At 66.2% G+C, this 17,153-nt stretch carries 12 protein-coding genes and 2 pseudogenes; 8 read left to right on the top strand and 6 right to left on the bottom strand.

Features of this window, described 5'->3' with window-relative positions:
- Positions 1-66: 66 nt before the first annotated feature.
- Complete coding sequence (gene uvrB / locus M5I08_RS09825; RefSeq protein ID WP_219066437.1) at positions 67-2,235, bottom strand: excinuclease ABC subunit UvrB; 2,169 nt, start codon at positions 2,233-2,235, stop codon at positions 67-69.
- Between the two features lie 48 nt (positions 2,236-2,283).
- Positions 2,284-4,332, bottom strand: coding sequence for a serine/threonine-protein kinase (locus M5I08_RS09820; RefSeq protein ID WP_249763225.1), 2,049 nt, complete (start codon positions 4,330-4,332; stop codon positions 2,284-2,286).
- 271 nt (positions 4,333-4,603) lie between these two features.
- On the opposite strand from M5I08_RS09820, the gene M5I08_RS09815 reads away from it, so the two are divergent.
- The 5 genes from M5I08_RS09815 to M5I08_RS09795 all read left to right on the top strand — a co-directional run bounded on the left by M5I08_RS09815 (position 4,604) and on the right by M5I08_RS09795 (position 9,808).
- Positions 4,604-7,225, top strand: a complete 2,622-nt coding sequence (locus tag M5I08_RS09815) for an ATP-binding cassette domain-containing protein (RefSeq protein ID WP_249763224.1) — start codon at positions 4,604-4,606, stop codon at positions 7,223-7,225.
- Between the two features lie 84 nt (positions 7,226-7,309).
- Positions 7,310-7,759 (top strand): ribonuclease FAU-1 family protein, encoded by a 450-nt coding sequence (locus M5I08_RS09810; RefSeq protein ID WP_219066435.1) that lies wholly within the window; start codon positions 7,310-7,312, stop codon positions 7,757-7,759.
- 118 nt (positions 7,760-7,877) lie between these two features.
- On the top strand, positions 7,878-8,333 hold the full coding sequence (locus M5I08_RS09805) for a DNA polymerase ligase N-terminal domain-containing protein (RefSeq protein ID WP_249763223.1): 456 nt from the start codon (positions 7,878-7,880) through the stop codon (positions 8,331-8,333).
- Entirely contained in the window at positions 8,330-9,328 is a 999-nt protein-coding gene (ligD, locus tag M5I08_RS09800) for a non-homologous end-joining DNA ligase (protein WP_219066433.1), read from the top strand. The genes M5I08_RS09805 and ligD overlap by 4 nt, the downstream gene beginning before the upstream one ends.
- 315 nt (positions 9,329-9,643) lie before the next feature.
- A complete protein-coding gene (locus M5I08_RS09795; protein ID WP_249763222.1) occupies positions 9,644-9,808 on the top strand; it encodes a hypothetical protein in 165 nt (54 codons plus the stop codon).
- Positions 9,809-9,817: 9 nt separating this feature from the next.
- Here the strand turns inward: M5I08_RS09795 and coaE are convergent, their stop codons facing one another.
- The 3 genes from coaE to polA all read right to left on the bottom strand — a co-directional run bounded on the left by coaE (position 9,818) and on the right by polA (position 15,334).
- Positions 9,818-11,047 carry a dephospho-CoA kinase gene (coaE, locus tag M5I08_RS09790; protein WP_219066431.1) on the bottom strand — a complete coding sequence of 410 codons (1,230 nt, stop codon included), beginning with the start codon at positions 11,045-11,047 and terminating at the stop codon, positions 9,818-9,820.
- 8 nt (positions 11,048-11,055) lie between these two features.
- Complete coding sequence (rpsA, locus tag M5I08_RS09785) at positions 11,056-12,495, bottom strand: 30S ribosomal protein S1 (RefSeq protein WP_219066430.1); 1,440 nt, start codon at positions 12,493-12,495, stop codon at positions 11,056-11,058.
- Between the two features lie 175 nt (positions 12,496-12,670).
- The gene (gene polA, locus M5I08_RS09780) at positions 12,671-15,334 is read right to left on the bottom strand and encodes a DNA polymerase I (RefSeq protein ID WP_219066480.1); all 2,664 of its coding nucleotides are present in this window, start codon (positions 15,332-15,334) and stop codon (positions 12,671-12,673) included.
- A 164-nt stretch (positions 15,335-15,498) separates the two neighbouring features.
- Here polA and M5I08_RS09775 point away from each other — a divergent pair.
- From M5I08_RS09775 to M5I08_RS09765, 3 genes and pseudogenes are all read left to right on the top strand, one after another.
- Positions 15,499-15,990, top strand: a pseudogene (locus M5I08_RS09775) (Zn-ribbon domain-containing OB-fold protein).
- Positions 15,991-16,098: 108 nt separating this feature from the next.
- A pseudogene (locus M5I08_RS09770) lies at positions 16,099-16,194 on the top strand (hypothetical protein); the annotation flags it as partial.
- Between the two features lie 65 nt (positions 16,195-16,259).
- Positions 16,260-16,496 carry a DUF167 domain-containing protein gene (locus M5I08_RS09765; RefSeq protein ID WP_219066479.1) on the top strand — a complete coding sequence of 79 codons (237 nt, stop codon included), beginning with the start codon at positions 16,260-16,262 and terminating at the stop codon, positions 16,494-16,496.
- Between the two features lie 21 nt (positions 16,497-16,517).
- Here the strand turns inward: M5I08_RS09765 and M5I08_RS09760 are convergent, their stop codons facing one another.
- Positions 16,518-17,147: an ANTAR domain-containing response regulator gene (locus M5I08_RS09760; protein ID WP_219066429.1), complete on the bottom strand. Its 630-nt coding sequence runs from the start codon at positions 17,145-17,147 to the stop codon at positions 16,518-16,520.
- Positions 17,148-17,153 lie beyond the last annotated feature (6 nt).

Below are 17,153 nucleotides of genomic sequence, written 5' to 3'. Positions count from 1 at the left end.
GAGCAGCGCAGCGCATCGCCGCGGCTTTATGGTCGGGCGACGAGTTCGGTGGCGAGTGGCGGCCACTCACTTCAGACCGGCGGCGTCCATTCCGCGGAGCTCTTTCTTCAAGTCGGCGATCTCGTCGCGGAACCGGGCGGCCAGCTCGAATTGCAGGTCCCGCGCCGCGGTCATCATCTGCTCGGTGAGGTCTTTGATCAGGTCGGCCAATTCAGCCCGCGGCATGCTGGCGGTGTCACGCCCCTCGAACACGCCGGCGCTGACCACGCGGCCCGGCGCGCCCTGGGCGCGCCGGCCCCGCGACGCGTTGCGGCCGGATCCGCCGATCGGGACGGAATCGGTGGCATCCGTATCCGCGGCCTCGCGGTAGACCTGGTCGAGGATGTCGGCGATCTTCTTGCGCAGCGGTTGCGGGTCGACGCCGTTGGCCTCGTTGTAGGCGATCTGCTTGGCCCGCCGGCGGTCGGTCTCGTCGATGGCCTCTTTCATCGAATCGGTCATCCTGTCGGCGTACATGTGCACTTCGCCGGACACGTTGCGGGCTGCGCGGCCGATGGTCTGGATCAGGCTGCGCGAGGACCGCAGGAAGCCCTCCTTATCGGCGTCGAGGATCGCCACCAGCGACACCTCCGGGAGGTCGAGTCCCTCGCGCAACAGGTTGATGCCGACCAGCACGTCGTAGTCCCCCAGCCGGAGCTGGCGAAGCAGCTCGACCCGGCGCAGTGTGTCGACTTCGGAGTGCAGGTAGCGCACCCGGATGCCCATTTCCAGCAGGTAATCGGTGAGGTCTTCCGCCATCTTCTTGGTCAGCGTCGTCACCAGCACACGCTCATCGGCGTCGGTGCGTTTACGGATCTCCTCGATGAGGTCGTCGATTTGACCCTTCGTGGGCTTGACGACGACCTTCGGGTCGACCAGACCGGTGGGCCGGATCACCTGCTCGACGAATTCCCCGCTGGACTGGCTGAGCTCATAGGGGCCGGGAGTGGCGGACAGATAAACGGTCTGCCCGATTCGTTTGGCGAACTCTTCCCAGGTCAGCGGCCGGTTGTCGACCGCGGACGGCAACCGGAAACCGTATTCGACCAAGTTACGCTTGCGGGACATGTCGCCCTCGTACATGCCGCCGATCTGGGGGACCGTCACGTGCGACTCGTCGATGACGAGCAGGAAATCCTCCGGGAAGTAGTCGAGCAGCGTCGCCGGCGCCGAGCCGGCGGGGCGGCCGTCGATGTGCCGCGAGTAGTTCTCGATACCGGAGCAGAAGCCGACTTGGCGCATCATCTCGATGTCGTAGTTGGTGCGCATCCGCAGCCGTTGAGCCTCCAGCAGCTTGCCCTGGCCCTCCAGCTCGGCGAGCCGCTGCGCAAGCTCTTCCTCGATGGCGGAGGTCGCGTGGGCCATCCGCTCGGGACCGGCCACGTAGTGCGTGGCCGGGAAGATGCGCAGCGAGTCGACCTTGCGGATCACCTCACCGGTCAGCGGGTGTAGGTAGTACAGCGCCTCGATCTCATCGCCGAAGTACTCGATGCGCACGGCCAATTCCTCATAGGCCGGAATGATCTCGACGGTGTCGCCGCGCACCCGAAACGCGCCACGCGTGAACGACAGGTCGTTGCGGCTGTACTGGACGTCGACGAGCAGCCGCAGCAACCCGTCACGGGACACCTCGGCGCCCACCCGCAGCTCCACCGAGCGGTCCAGGTAGGACTGCGGCGTGCCCAGGCCGTAGATGCACGACACCGATGCGACCACCACGACATCGCGGCGCGACAGCAGCGCCGACGTCGCCGAGTGCCGCAGCCGCTCCACGTCGTCGTTGATCGAGCTGTCCTTTTCGATGTAAGTGTCGGTCTGCGCGATGTACGCCTCAGGTTGGTAATAGTCGTAGTACGAGACGAAGTACTCGACGGCGTTGTGCGGCAACATCTCTCGAAGCTCATTGGCCAACTGGGCGGCCAGCGTCTTGTTGGGCGCCATCACCAGCGTCGGGCGCTGCAGGCGCTCGATGAGCCATGCGGTAGTCGCCGACTTCCCGGTGCCGGTGGCGCCCAGCAGCACCACGTCATGCTCCCCCGCCAGAATTCGGCGCTCCAGCTCATCGATGGCCGCGGGCTGATCACCAGCCGGCAGATACGGGCTGACCACCTCGAAGTGCCCACCGACGCGCACCATGTCCTCGACAGGGCGGTATTCGGAGTGGGCGACGACCGGATGCTCGGTAGCGAAAGCCATGCTCACCAGGGTAGGCGGGCCCACCGACAGCACTACAAAGTGCGGGCGTTATCCGTGCTGACGGGTCCACACCCGCGTCGCCGGATCGCACTCGATCAGATACCCGTCGTCCGACTTCGACATCGCGAAGACCGCGACATTCGGCTCGTCACACGAAGTCCCGACGGGATGCACCCCGGTAGTGCCAGGCGCTTTGTCCCAGGTGTTGGCTTCGCAGACCACCTGCTCATTGGCGCCTGCGTCGTAAGCGAGTTTGTCGACGTCGCCGCAGACGCCTCCAGCTACCGGCAGAGCTGACGCGCCGGCCGGGACAGCCGAGGTCTGCGAGGCCTTCGCGGGGTCGGCCACGTCGACGCCCGACGGAACATCGCCAACCCGGGTGGCCAGCACGGGAATCCGCAACATCGCGCCCCGCGCGCCGCACTCGTTGCTCTCGACGGTCTGCGTCTGCGCGCCGCGCAGCGTGCCGTCGGGTTGCGGCGTCAACGACCACACCACCGTCTCGGCCTGCGTCGAAGTCTGCGTGCCGTGTGCTTGGCGGCAGTCGACCGTTACCTGCCTGGGCGCGCTTCGCCAGTGTCCGTCGACGAAATGCAGCACGCCGGTGTTGCCGGTGCCGGTGGTCTTTGCCTCTTGATGGCCGACGTTGTCCAGCTTGGTCCCGGTCGCTGCGCACCCGGTCGCCGTGCAGGCGGAATGAAAGACCCACCAACTGGTTTGCGCGCCGTTGTTCCGGATCACGCCGTTGGACGTCTGCTTTGCGCGGTCGTAGTCCAACCGATAGGAACCGTCGAGTACAGGTCTGGCGGCTGCCGAACTTGCACCGGGCAGCACCGCCGACGCTGACGACGCCGCATTGAAGCGAGGTGGTGATGCAGCCTTCGACTGGGGCTCGTCGTCCCAGGAGAAAAAGGAAACGCCCCAGGTGATCGCCAGCGCGATCACCAGCGTGAGCGCGGTCCCGGCGGCGATGCCGCTCTTGAGTGAAAATCTGCGGCCGAGCTTCACCGAAGCGGCGCCGCGTTGACGGACAGCGCCGCGGCGGCGAGCGACCTTGTCGTTGAATGCGGCGGCAAAATCGCGGCACCGATCGAATCTGTCGTCGGGATCCTTCGCGAGGGCTTTGAAGAAAACACCATCCAGGCGCGCCAGATCCGGACGCTGCTCGCTGAGCCTGGGCACAGCCGCGTGGAGATGCTGGCCGATCACGGCGACGGGGTTGGAGTGCTGATACGGCGGCAGACCGGTAAGCAGATGAAACGTGGTGGCGGCCAGCGCATACTGGTCGGCCCGTCCGTCGATGTTCGACCCGACCAACTGTTCAGGAGCGGCGTAGGCAACCGTTCCCACTGCGACGTTCGTCTCGGTGATACCGCTGATATCGGCAAGCTGACGCGCAACTCCGAAATCCGCCAACAGGATTCGTCGCTCGTCTTCCTCGGGGTGGGTGAGCAAGATGTTGGCGGGTTTCACGTCGCGATGCAGCAGGCCTCGGGCATGGGCATAGTCGAGTGCGGCTGCGACTGCCTCTACGATGGCGCCGACGTCGTGCTCTGACATGCCTTTGCGGTAACGCTCTTTCACCAATCGGGCTGCGTCGGTGCCCTCGACGTAGTCCATCGCGATCCAGAGTTGGCCGTCGAATTCACCGCGATCGTGGACCGCGACGATATGCGGGTGAAATAGCGTCGCCGCCAGATCCGCTTCCCGATTGAATCGCTCACGGAACTCGTCGTCGGCCGTCATTAGCTTTGTCAGAACTTTCAGCGCGTCGCGACGCGGCAAGCGCGGGTGCTTGGCGAGATAGACGTCGGCCATCCCGCCAGAACCCAAGGGACGCAAGATCGAATAACCGGCAAAGGCACTACGGTTCGCCACTCCGCCGGGCGGGACGCTGGCTTGGCTGGCTCGCCCACCGAGCGCATCGCCACGGTTTGGCATCGATCTGATCAGCGGCACTCGATGCAACAGCTGCGTGAGCGCCAGATGCGGAACCGATTGATATCCCCGCCTCGGCGCGTCACGCGCTCGCTGCTGAGCGCTCACCGGGCGCTGATCGACATCCCAGCGTTGGGTGTTGTTCGTCTCCTCATTCAATTGCCCGTCACCCCCTCATATCCGCACGCTGCGCGCAGCGGCGCCAACCCGGTCAACGGTAACGCGGAAAGGCTTGTACACCAGACGCTTTCAGTCTCGGCGCAATCGGACGCAGTTTGCTCACTCTCGGCATCATGCCCGTCGAGGCCGTTGCCCGGGTTGGCGCCACTTATGAAACCGCTATGAATCGGCGTCTGCTCTGCGAACGAAACATAGCGAAGTCACAGCTGGGGCGGTGGATGCCCGCCGCGTCGCAGCCGATACTGATGTAGTGAGCCGACCAGCCCCGCCCATGCTGACCATTTGGCACGACGGGTCTCAACACACGTTCGCGGCCGGCCAAGACGTGGTCGTCGGGCGCGACGTGGATGCCGACGTCCGTATCGCCGACCCGCGGATTTCCCGCGAACACCTGATTCTGCGTTTCGAGCACGGCAAATGGCTCGCGATCGACAACGGCTCCGTCAACGGAACCTTCGTCAACGGGTACCGCACGCCGGTGATCGACGTCCGCGACGGGCAAAGCATCAACGTCGGCAATGCCGGCGGACCGCAGCTGAGCTTCGAGGTCGGACAGCACCGCGGGCGCGCAGACCGACCGCCGCAGGGCGGGCCGCCGCGGAACACCGGGCCGTCCACCGTCTCATGGTCGACCGCTAACCCGCCCAGGCGCCCCCGCGCGCCCGGGTCCGCCCAATCGCCTACGCCACGACGGCATCCGGCTCCGCATGCGCGAAACGTATCGCACCCATCGACACACGACAGTCCGACCGACGTGCACGTACGGACACCACCGCCGGGTCCGCCGCCCGCCGGGACAACGGTGGTCAACGCGGGCTCGGCGCCGCCGCGGGATCTTGTGGCGCCCAACGAGCTGACCGTCGTCGGCGCGCGGCCGGGCGAGGTCTCCAATCTCGCGACGAGGTTTGTGAAGTTCCTGTCGCAGCGATCGGCGCCGCCCGCGAAACTGGCCGGGTCGGTGACAATCGGTCGGGCCAGCGACAACGACATCGTGATCCCCGACGTGCTGGCCTCCCGCCACCATGCGGCGTTGGTTCTCACGCCGCTGGGCACCGAGATTCAGGACCGCAGCATCAACGGGACATTCGTCAACGGCACCCGGGTCGGCTCCGCGATCTTGACCGAAGGTGATGTCGTCACTATCGGAAACGTCGACCTGGTCCTGCGCGGTGGCCTGCTGGTTGCGCGCAGCGAAACCGAAACCGCGACACGCACCGGCGGCTTGGAGGTCCGCGGCGTCGACTACATCGTCGACAACGGCAAACAACTGCTGGACAACATCTCGGTGACCGCGCGTCCCGGGACGCTGACCGCCGTCATCGGCGGGTCAGGTGCCGGAAAGAGCACGCTGGCCCGGTTGATCGCCGGCTACACCACACCGAGCTCCGGCTCGGTCACCTTCGAGGGCCACGACGTCCACGCCGAATACGCATCGCTGCGCAGCAGGATCGGCATGGTTCCCCAGGACGACGTCGTGCACCGCCAGCTCACGGTCAACCAGGCGCTGGGCTACGCCGCCGAGCTGCGGCTGCCGCCCGACACCACCAAGGCTGACCGCGCCAAGGTGGTCGCCCAGGTACTCGACGAACTCGACTTGACCAAACACGCCGATACCCGGGTCGACAAGCTGTCCGGCGGTCAGCGCAAACGGGCCTCGGTCGCACTCGAGCTGCTCACCGGCCCGTCCCTGTTGATCCTGGACGAGCCGACGTCGGGTCTGGACCCGGCGCTGGACCACCAGGTCATGACGATGCTGCGCCAACTGGCCGATGCCGGCCGGGTGGTGATTGTGGTGACGCACATGCTGTCCTACCTCGACACCTGCGACCAGCTGCTGTTGGTGGCCCCGGGCGGCAAGACGGCGTACTGCGGCCCGCCGGACCAGATCGGTGATGCGATGGGCACCACCAACTGGGCCAAGATTTTCGGCCAGGTGGGCGCCGACCCCGAAGAAGCCAACCGCCGGTTCCTCGAGCGAGGCCAACAGCCGCCGCCGGCGGCGGCCGACCAGCCCGCGGACCTGGGCGAACCCGTCCACACCAGCGTGCGACGCCAAATTTCCACGATCGCCCGCCGGCAGGTGCGGCTGGTCGTCGCCGACCGCGCCTACTTCGTCTTCCTGGCACTGTTGCCGTTCATCCTGGGTGCGCTGTCGCTGACCGTTCCCGGCTCGAGCGGATTCGGCATCCCCGGGCTGCGCGCTGACACCCCGGACGAATCGGCGCAGATATTGGCGCTGTTGCTGCCGGCGGCGGCCTTCATGGGCACCGCGCTGACGATCCGCGACCTGGTCGGCGAGCGGCCCGTGTTTCAACGCGAACAAGCCGTCGGTTTGTCGACGACGGCCTACCTGCTCGCCAAGACCGCGGTGTTTTGCGGGTTCGCCGTTCTGCAGTCGGCGATCGTCACCGCGATCGTGGTGACCGGTAAGGGCGCTCCGACCCGCGGGGCGGTGCTGATGGGGCATTCAGGCGTGACCGCCACCGTCGAGCTGTTCACGACCGTCGCCGCGACGTGTGTCGCCTCGGCGATCCTCGGTCTGGCCATTTCGTCGTTGGTTCGGTCCACCGAGCAAATCATGCCGCTGTTCGTGGTGGCGGTGATGGCCCAACTGGTGTTGTGCGGCGGGATGGTCCCGGTGACCGGCCGGCTGGGGCTCAACCAGCTGTCCTGGCTGATGCCGGCGCGCTGGGGCTATGCCGCGGCTTCGTCGACGGTCGACGTCCGGCATCTGGTGCCCGGTTCGCTGCTCCCGCAAGACCGGTTCTGGCAGCACGCGCCGGAAATCTGGTTGTTCGACATGGGCATGCTGGCCGTGCTGGCCGTGTTCTACGCCGGCTTCGTGCGCTGGAAGATCCGGCTCCGCCGTTGATCCCGGTCAGGTGACGTCATCCATCCGCCCAAGCACGAGACGTTTGACATCGACGCGCGCACCAATACCGATCCGAAAGGAATCGTGCGGGCGGTCGATGAGTACATCGTGCGTCCGTGGGGCCTATACGTGGCCCGCCCTACGCCGGGCCGGGCACAGTTCCACTACCTCGAGTCGTGGCTGCTGCCGTCGCTGGGCCTGCGCGCGACCACCTTTCACTTCAACCCCGGCCACGAACGCGACCATGACTACTACCTCGACGTCGGCGAATACACTCCCGGTGCGGCCGTGTGGCGTTCTGAAGACCATTACCTCGATCTCGAGGTTCGCACCAGCGCCGGGGTGGATTTGGCCGACGTCGACGAGTTGCTCCAGGCGGTGCGGCACGGCCTGTTGACTCCCGAGGTCGGCGAGCAGGCGGTGCGCCGGGCGGTTGCCGCCGTCGATGGACTGTCCAGCCACGGCTACGACCTACCGCGTTGGCTCGCCGCTGAGGGAATGGACGTCACCTGGCGTGCAGCGTCCACGCGGTGATCACACTCGCCATGCAGTTTCCCGGTCCGGTGCGTGCGGGTACTTGCCAGGGATGGGTTATCGACACAGGCGGCGGCCAGCCCGCAGTCCGGGGCCGCGTTTCATCGTCCAGCACCACGTGGCCGGCAGCGACCACTACCACTTTCGCCTTCAGATCGACGGCGCCCTGGCGTCCTGGGTGATTCCGAGCGGGCCTTCGACGAAACCGACGGACAGCCGAATGGCACGCCGCACCGAGGACCGCCCGTTGGACTACGCGGAGTTCGAGGGCGTGATTCCGGACGGCGAGTGCGGCGCCGGCAGCGTCGTTGTCTGGGACTGCGGCACTTACTCCAACCGGACCGAACACCAAATGACCACCTGTCTCGGTCGTGGTCATCTGTCATTTCGGTTGTACGGCGAAAAGCTGCACGGCGGTTATGCACTGACCCGGATCCGGGAGGGCAAAAACGAGACGTGGCTGCTGATGAAGCGCCGAGACGCCGAGGCCTCTGACGACACCGCCCGGCGGAATCCGGTCCGAACCGAGCCGGAGTCGGTGCTGACCGGCCGCACGCTCGACGAGTTGTCATGACCGACCTCGCCGGCCTGCCCGACTTCCTCCGTGCGGCGCTGCGCGACGAGCCGGTGCCAGACTGGCGAGCTCCCACCCTGGCCACCTTGACCGAAAAGCGATTCTCCGATCCCGGCTGGATCTTCGAGCGCAAGTTCGATGGGATGCGCGCTCTGGCGTTTCGCGACGGTGACCGAGTGCGGCTATTGTCGCGAAACTGCCTGTCGCTCAACGGAACTTACCCGGAACTGGTCGATGCGCTCGCCGCGCAGAGCACTTCGCGGTTCGTGCTGGACGGCGAGGTGGTGGCATTCGTTGGGCGGCGCACCAGCTTCGCCCGGCTGCAGGGCCGCCTGGGCATCACTAACCCGGCGGTGGCGCGGAAGTCACCGGTGCGCGTCTATTACTACCTGTTCGACCTGCTGCACCTGGATGGCGCGTCCACCATCGACATTTCGCTGACCTGGCGCAAACGTTTGCTGCGCAGCGCTATTCAATTCAGCGGTCCGCTCCGCAACACCCCGCACCGCGTCGAAGACGGCATAGCCGCCTATCGAGCCGCGTGCCAGCGGGGCGACGAAGGGGTGATTGCCAAACTGGCCGACTCGAAGTATGACGGCCGCCGCTCGCCGAACTGGCTGAAATTCAAGTGCGTCCGCGACCAGGAGTTCGTCGTCGGCGGTTACACCGCTCCCAAAGGCAGCCGGGTGGAGTTGGGTGCGCTGCTGCTCGGCTACTACGACGGCCGCGACCTGGTCTACGCCGGCAAGGTGGGAACGGGCTTCGACGAAGCCACGCTGCGCAGCCTGCACAACCGACTGTCGGCGGTCGAACAAGACGCGCCGCCGTTCACCCGCGGGCTGCGCCACGTTGCCGGGGCCCGGTGGGTGCACCCGGAGCTGGTCGCCCAGATCGGCTTCACCGAGTGGACCCGCGACGGCAAGCTGCGCCACCCCCGCTACCAGGGACTGCGCACCGACAAGGAGGCTGCCGAAGTAGTACGGGAGACCCGCTGACGCCCACCGTAGACGCCCGATAAAACGGGTGGCGAGATTTCGTGCCTGAGCTGCCTGACGTGGAAGGATTTCGGCGTGAGCTGGCAGGCCCGCTACCGGGCAGCCAGATTCGTCAGGCAAAGGTTGCCTGCACTGCCAACCGGATTGACGACCGCGGGCAACATGGCGTCGTCAGATAACGAAGGGCGGTAATCTTTGCGGCTATGGGCTCTGCGATGTGCAGACGGATCGCAATCGCCGCGTCGACCGGCGCTGTGATCAGCTCGCAGCTAACTCCCGCAACCGCGCGGTCCGATCTGTCCCAAGCAAGCCGGGATGCAAGTGTCGATCCCGTGGCCTGATGCGGCGAAGGTGCACTGCGAGATCGACGTGGACGGAAACGTCGCCACCCAAGTCGATCAGTTCGTCCGGCCGACGCCGGGCAGCACCGATCCGCTGAACGGCGTGCTGCCCTGCGGCGCCCCGCTCCCCAATCCCTAAGGCTAAGGTCTAGGGCGTTTCGGGCCGCCAACCTGAGCCGTCCGCCCAGTCCCACGCCCGCCCGTATGCCTCGGAGAACCATGGTTCCTTGACGGCCAGATAGCGTTCGATGTCTCCGCCCGGAGATGCCGCCTGCTCCGCACGTCGCTTGACCGCCAGGTACTCGTCGCGGACTTCGGGATTGGCTTTGAGCCAGTCGACGAACAGCAACGCGAATTGCTGGTCGGGCCAGCCATCTACCCTCAGATGCACATTTGTGGGCCGGCCGGGATCAGCTGACCCATGAATTCGCTTGTGCCACAACATTGGATCACGATTGTGGTCGTAGCGCTGGTCGGTGCTGCGGGCGCCGGGTTTGGCGACGTCGGCAGTGATGTGTTCGATGCGCGGATAACCCACAGCCAGCAGCGCCGCGGCGAGTTCGTCTGCCACCGCGAGGGATTCGACGGTGACCTGAATGTCGATGGTGTCCTTCGCGTCCAGTCGCGGAACCGCGGTGGACCCGATATGGTCGACGCGCAACGCCTTTGCCCCACACGCGGTCCTGATGCGGGCGAGGATGCGCGCAGCCTGGTCGGGCCACGCCGGGTCGGCGGGCACCAGGCGGACAGGTGAGCGAACAACTTGGCCCTCGCTGAGATTGGCGGCGAACGGCTTGATGCGGTGCTCCCACACCTCGCGAGCACGCTCGGTCAACGCCTCCGGGGTGCTCGAATTGTCCAGCCAGACATCCGCGACGGCGCGACGCTGGTCGTCGGAAGCCTGCGCGGCGATGCGGGCGCGGGCGTCGTCTTCAGCCATGCCGCGCTGTTCGACCAGGCGTGCCACCCGCAGCTCCGCGTCGGCGTACACCACGACGACCAACGGGAAAAACGGCGCCATCCCGGACTCCACCAGCAGCGGAATGTCTTCCACCGCAACCGAGCCTTCCGGTACGGCGGCGATCAGCTGGGCGCGACGCTTACCCACCAGCGGATGAACGATTCCGTTGAGGGTCGTGCGGGTCTCGTCGCTGCTGAATGCCTTGGCGGCCAACGCCGGACGATTCAGTGCACCGTCGGGCAGCAGAATGTCGTCGCCGAACGCCTCGACGAGCGCGGCCAACCCTTCGGTGCCGGGCTCTACTACCTCGCGGGCGATCACGTCACCGTCGACAATGACCCCGCCGCACTGCGAAAACGTGGCCGACACCGCCGACTTACCGGCGCCGATACCGCCGGTCAGCCCGATGCGAAGCATGCCTGGCGTTAGGCGCTGCCGGCGAGCTTCTCCCGCAGCGCGGCGAGTTGCGCGTCGCTGGCCAGCGAGCCGCCACTTTGCTGCTCCTCACCTGCCGGGCCATTGGCCTGCGGCCGCTCGGCCGCGGCAGCATCGGCTGCAGCGAACTTCTCCATCTGCGCCGTGTGCATCTTGTGCCGGCGCTCGGCCTCGGCGTAGCGGGCTTCCCATTCGGTGCGCTGCGCGTCGAAACCTTCGAGCCATTCGTTGGTTTCGGGGTCGAAACCCTCCGGGAAGATGTAGCTGCCCTGCTCGTCGTAGCTGTCGGCCATGCCGTACTTGGCCGGGTCGAACTCCTCGGTGTAGTCCTCGTTGGCCTGCTTGAGGCTCAGCGAGATGCGGCGGCGCTCCAGGTCGATGTCGATGACCTTGACCATCGCGTCGTCGCCGCCGGCGACCACCTGGTCGGGAACCTCGACGTGCCGCTCGGCCAGCTCGGAGATGTGCACCAGCCCTTCGATGCCCTCCTCGACGCGCACGAACGCGCCGAACGGAACGAGCTTGGTGACCTTGCCCGGCACGACCTGGCCGATGGCATGGGTGCGGGCGAAGTGCCGCCACGGGTCTTCCTGAGTGGCCTTGAGCGACAACGAAACCCGCTCGCGATCCATGTCGACGTCGAGCACCTCGACAGTGACCTCGTCGCCGACCTGAACCACCTCGGACGGGTGGTCGATGTGCTTCCAACTCAGCTCGGAGACATGCACCAGACCGTCGACACCGCCGAGGTCGACGAACGCGCCGAAGTTGACGATCGAGGACACCACACCCTTGCGGATGGCGCCCTTCTGCAGCTGGTTGAGGAACTCGCTGCGCACCTCCGACTGGGTCTGCTCGAGCCAGGCCCGGCGGGACAGCACCACGTTGTTGCGGTTCTTGTCCAGCTCGATGATCTTGGCTTCGATCTCCTTGCCGATGTAGGGCTGCAGATCGCGGACCCGGCGCATCTCGACCAGCGAGGCGGGCAGGAAGCCGCGCAGCCCGATGTCGAGGATCAGGCCGCCCTTGACGACCTCGATGACGGTGCCCTTGACGGCCTCGTCCTTCTCCTTCAGCTCTTCGATGGTCCCCCAGGCGCGCTCGTACTGGGCGCGCTTCTTGGACAGGATCAGCCGGCCCTCTTTATCCTCCTTGGTGAGAACCAGGGCCTCGACCTCATCACCCACGGAAACGACCTCGTTGGGATCGACGTCGTGCTTGATGGACAGTTCGCGGGAGGGGATGACCCCTTCGGTCTTGTAGCCGATGTCGAGCAGGACCTCGTCCCGGTCCACTTTGACGACTGTCCCTTCGACGATGTCGCCATCGTTGAAGTACTTGATTGTTTTATCGATCGCGGCGAGAAAATCCTCGCTCGAGCCAATGTCGTTGACGGCTACTTGCGGCGAGGTGGCGGTGGGACTCGGCATATTGTTGGGTTGCTCCGGACAGGTTGAGGTCGTAGGGACAAAACGAGTTACCCGTCGAGGCTACTCGACGGTGTACATGCTGGCCAAACCGCGCCTGGTCGCGTCGAGCGTGAAACTGTTGCGAGATTTCCGCCGGAATTTCGCAAAGGCTTCACGTTCGGCGGTACCGGGCCGCTCAGTGCGCGGCCGCATCCCAGCTGCGGCCGTAACCCACCGACACCTCCAGCGGCACGTCAAGCGGGTAGGCGCCGCCCATCTTCTCGCGTACTAATGCCTCAAGCCGCTCCCGCTCACCGGCGGCCACTTCGAACAACAGTTCGTCGTGGATCTGCAGCAGCATCCGCGACGCCAGCCCGGCCGCTTTCAGCGCCTCGTCGACCTCGATCATGGCCACCTTGATGATGTCGGCCGCGCTGCCCTGGATCGGCGCGTTGAGCGCCGCCCGCTCGGCGGCCTCGCGCACCTGCCGATTGCTGCTGTCCAGCTCGGGCAGGTAGCGCCGCCGGCCCAGCACCGTGGAGGTGTAACCGTCCTTGCGGGCCTGTTCGACGACGTCCATCAGGTAGCCGCGTACTCCGCCGAATCGGGCGAAGTAGGCGTCCATCTGGAGTTTGGCGTCCTCGGTGGAGATCTTCAGCTGCTGCGACAGCCCGTAGGCGCTCAGGCCGTAGGCCAGCCCGTAGGACATCGCCTTGACGCGGCGGCGCAGCTCGCCGGTCACCTCCTCGATCGGAACGCCGAATGCCCGGGATGCGACGAACGTGTGCAGGTCCTCCCCGGTATTAAAAGCCTCGAGTACGCCTTCATCTTTCGACAGGTGCGCCATGATCCGCATCTCGATCTGGCTGTAGTCGGCCGTCATCAATTCGGCGTAGCCGTTACCGACGACGAACCCGTCGCGGATCTGGCGGCCGGCGTCGGTGCGGATCGGAATGTTCTGCAGGTTAGGTTCGGTCGACGAAAGCCTGCCGGTCGCCGCGATCGTCTGGTTGAACGTGGTGTGGATACGACCATCGCCGGCAACCGAATTCAGCAGCCCGTCAGCGGTCACCTTCAGCCGGGTCACGTCGCGGTGGGCGAGCAGATGCTGCAGGAACGGATGCCCGGTCTTGTCGAACAACGACTGCAGCGCGTCCGCGTCGGTGGTGTACCCGGTCTTCGTCCGCTTGGTCTTGGGCATCTCCAGCTCGTCAAACAGCACTACCTGCAACTGTTTTGGCGAGCCGAGGTTGATCTGCTTGCCGATCACCGCGTATGCGGCTTCAGCCGCGTCGCGGATCTGATCGCCGAATTGGCTTTGCAGCTGGGTCAATTGGTCCACATCGACGGCGATACCCGCGGCCTCGATGCCCGCTAGCACCCGTTGCACAGGCAGTTCCATCTCGGCCAGCAGTGACGTGGAGTCGATGCGGGCCAGCTCGGCGTCCAGCGCGTCGGCCAGGTCGGTGACGGCGCGGGCGCGCAGCACCGCGGTTTGCACGGCTTGGTCATCGACCCCGTCGGTGTCATCCAACAGCGAAAGCTGCTGCTGCTGCGACGTTTCCGCTCGCAACTCGCGACGCAGGTAGCGCAGCGACAGGTCGTCGAGGGCGAAGCTGCGCTGCCCCGGGCGGACCAGGTAGGCGGCCAGCGCGGTGTCGGAGCTGACCCCGTTCAGCGTCCAGCCGCGCCCGGCGAGGTCGTGGATGGCCAACTTGGCCTCGTGCAGCGCTTTCGGCTTCTCCAGGTCGGCGAGCCACGCCGCCAGCGCGGAGTCGTCGTCGGGGGTCAAGGTCGTGGTGTCGATGTAGGCGCCGTCGCCGTCGGCCGCGGCGATCGCCAGCGCGGTCGCGTCACCGTCGTAGGGCAGATGCGTGCCCACCACGGCCAGCCCCGATCGGCGCCCGTCGGCGACGTGCTCGGCCAGCCACTGCCCGACCGTGCCGGGCTCCAGAGCTCCCCCGCGCACGTCGAACCCCTCGTCGACCTCGGGCTCGACAGCGGCCAGCGTCTCGAACAGCCGATCGCGCAGCACCCGAAACTCCAGCTGGTCGAACAACTGGTGGATCTGGTCGCGGTCCCACGGCTGCATCCGCAGCGTGTCCGGCGTCTGCGCCAGCGGCACGTCACGAACCAGATCGGTGAGCTCCCGGTTGAGCACCACGCTGGACAGATGCGCCCGCAGCGCGTCGCCCACCTTGCCGCGCACCGAGTCGGCGTTGTCGACCAATGCTTGCAGCGAGCCGTATTCGCTGATCCACTTCGACGCCGTCTTCTCCCCCACCCCCGGGATGCCGGGCAGGTTGTCGCTCGGGTCGCCGCGCAGCGCCGCGAAGTCGGGGTACTGCGTGGGGGTCAGGCCATATTTTTCGACGACGGCCTCCGGCGTAAAGCGGGTGAGCTCGCTGACGCCCTTGCGCGGATAGAGCACCGTCACGTCGTCGGTGACCAGCTGCAACGAATCGCGGTCGCCGGTGACCACCAGTACCCGGTAGCCCTCCTTCTCGGCCTGGGTGGCCAACGTCGCGATCAGGTCGTCGGCCTCGAAACCGGGCTCGGCGAGCACCGTAATGCCCAGCGCCGCAAGGACTTCCTTGGTGACGTCGATCTGGCCGTGGAACTCGTCCGGGGTGGACGACCGGTTCGCCTTGTACTCCGGGTAGCGGTCGGAGCGAAAGGTCTGCCGCGACACGTCGAACGCCGCGGCCACATGCGTGGGCGATTCGTCGCGCAACAAGTTGATCAGCATGGCGGTGAACCCGTAGACGGCGTTGGTGGTCAGCCCGCCCTGGGTCTTGAAATTCTCCGCCGGCAGCGCGTAGAACGCCCGGAACGCCAGCGAATTGCCGTCCAGCAGCATCAACGTCGGCTTGTCGTCAGCGGCCGTGCCGGGCTGCGTTTTGGCGCTCGCGGTCTTGGCTGGCCTCACGGTCTTAACTCTAGGCACTGGTCCTGACGCCACGTCCACCGCGGCAAAACTGCAACACGTTTCATTTTTGCCGGCGTTGTCGGTACGCTGGCGCAATGCCAGGAACTACCCGTCAAGAACCGCCGATCGACGGCTGGTTCGCCGCTGACGACACCGGGTTGCCACACCTGATCGGCGCGAAATGTCCGCAATGCGGCACCTACGTGTTCCCGCCCCGGGCCAACAATTGCCCCAACCCCGGCTGCGAGGGGTGACCAGCTCGACCAAGTGGCGTTGTCGCGGCGCGGAAAGCTGTGGCGCTACACCGAAAACCGGTATGCACCGCCGCCGCCCTACCCTAATCTTCTCCCGACCAATTCGAGCCGTTCGCCGTTGCCGCGGTGGAGTTGGCCGACGAGGGCCTGATCGTGCTGGGCAAGGCGCTGGACGGCACGCTGGCCGCGGACCTGAAAGTCGGCCTGGGGATGGAGCGGACCACGATGCCGCCGTTCGTCGACGACGACGGCGTGGAGCGCATCGTCTACGCGTGGAGGATCGCGTCCGCCGGCGACGGCGCCGAGCGAAGCGATGCGGAGGAGCGGCGCTAACGAGCATGAGCGAGCCGGTCTACATCCTCGGCGCCGGCATGCACCCGTGGGGCCAAATGGGGTAACGACTATCCGGGTTTCGTTGCGGGCGCCACGCACGCGCAGAAGCTGCCTTCGGTGCGCGCGGTCAGCACGGTCACCCCGCGCTATCCGCAGCATCTGCCCGAATTGCCGGATATCGCAACGGATTGCACCGCAGCCGTGGCGCGCCTTGCCCGACGACGGCGCGGTTGGCGTGCAACTACCACGCTAACGACATGATGGGCTCCATGGCCAAACCCGAAATCGTCGTCGTCAAGGTCAAACCGAGGAGCCGCAAAGGTCCACTCGTAGAGGTCGGCGCCGATGGTGGGCTGACGATCTACGTCCGTGAGCCCGCCGTCGACGGCCGGGCCAACGAGGCCGTCGTCCGGCTACTCGCCTCGCACCTAGACGTGCCGCGCAATCACGTGGAACTGATATCCGGCAGGTCAGCACGCGTCAAGCGATTCCGCGTCACCGGTTAGGCATACGCCCCGCGGCGGCCGTTAGCCCGACGGTTCCGCGCCTTTGGGCGCGTCGAGGGTTTCCAACACGACTTCGGCGACGTGCTTCATCGTGGTCCGCCGATCCATCGCGGCGCGCTGTATCCACTTGAACGCCTCCGGCTCGGTCATCCCCTGGTTGGCCTGTAACAAGCCTTTCGCTCGTTCGACGAGCTTGCGGGTTTCCAGTCGCTCCGACAGGGTGGCGACTTCCCGCTGCAGCGCCCTGACCTCGCTGAACCGGCTCAGCGCCAGTTCAATCGACGGGATGAGGTCCGAGATGGTGAACGGTTTGACCAGGTAAGCCATCGCGCCCGCGTCTCGCGCCCGTTCGACGAGGTCACGCTGACTGAACGCGGTCAGCACCACAATCGGTGCGATGTGTTTGCGGGCAATCTCCGACGCCGCGTCGATGCCGTCCCGGCGCGGCATCTTGACGTCCATGATCACCAAGTCGGGCTTGAGCTGCTCGGCCAGCTCGACGGCTTCCTGGCCGTCGCCGGCCTCGCCGACGATTTCGTAGCCTTCTTCGCGGAGCATCTCGGCCAAGTCGAGCCGGATGAGCGCCTCATCCTCGGCGATCAGCACGCGCGGCGCGGTTTGGCTATCGACGTTGGTCGTGGAGCTGGTCATGACGAC

This window comes from Candidatus Mycobacterium methanotrophicum, from assembly GCF_023515995.1.
Taxonomy (GTDB): Bacteria; Actinomycetota; Actinomycetes; order Mycobacteriales; family Mycobacteriaceae; genus Mycobacterium; species Mycobacterium methanotrophicum.
The sequence above is the reverse complement of the archived record's forward strand: the minus strand, read 5'-3'. Positions and strand labels throughout refer to the sequence as shown.

Excerpts from the sequence above, each read along its gene's own strand:
- uvrB (WP_219066437.1), bottom strand. The coding sequence starts at position 2,235 with ATGGCTTTCGCTACCGAGCATCCGGTCGTCGCCCACTCCGAATACCGC.
- ligD (WP_219066433.1), top strand. The coding sequence starts at position 8,330 with ATGACCGACCTCGCCGGCCTGCCCGACTTCCTCCGTGCGGCGCTGCGC.
- M5I08_RS09795 (WP_249763222.1), top strand. The coding sequence starts at position 9,644 with ATGCAAGTGTCGATCCCGTGGCCTGATGCGGCGAAGGTGCACTGCGAG.
- coaE (WP_219066431.1), bottom strand. The coding sequence starts at position 11,047 with ATGCTTCGCATCGGGCTGACCGGCGGTATCGGCGCCGGTAAGTCGGCG.
- rpsA (WP_219066430.1), bottom strand. The coding sequence starts at position 12,495 with ATGCCGAGTCCCACCGCCACCTCGCCGCAAGTAGCCGTCAACGACATT.
- polA (WP_219066480.1), bottom strand. The coding sequence starts at position 15,334 with ATGCTGCTGGACGGCAATTCGCTGGCGTTCCGGGCGTTCTACGCGCTG.
- M5I08_RS09765 (WP_219066479.1), top strand. The coding sequence starts at position 16,260 with ATGGCCAAACCCGAAATCGTCGTCGTCAAGGTCAAACCGAGGAGCCGC.
- M5I08_RS09760 (WP_219066429.1), bottom strand. The coding sequence starts at position 17,147 with ATGACCAGCTCCACGACCAACGTCGATAGCCAAACCGCGCCGCGCGTG.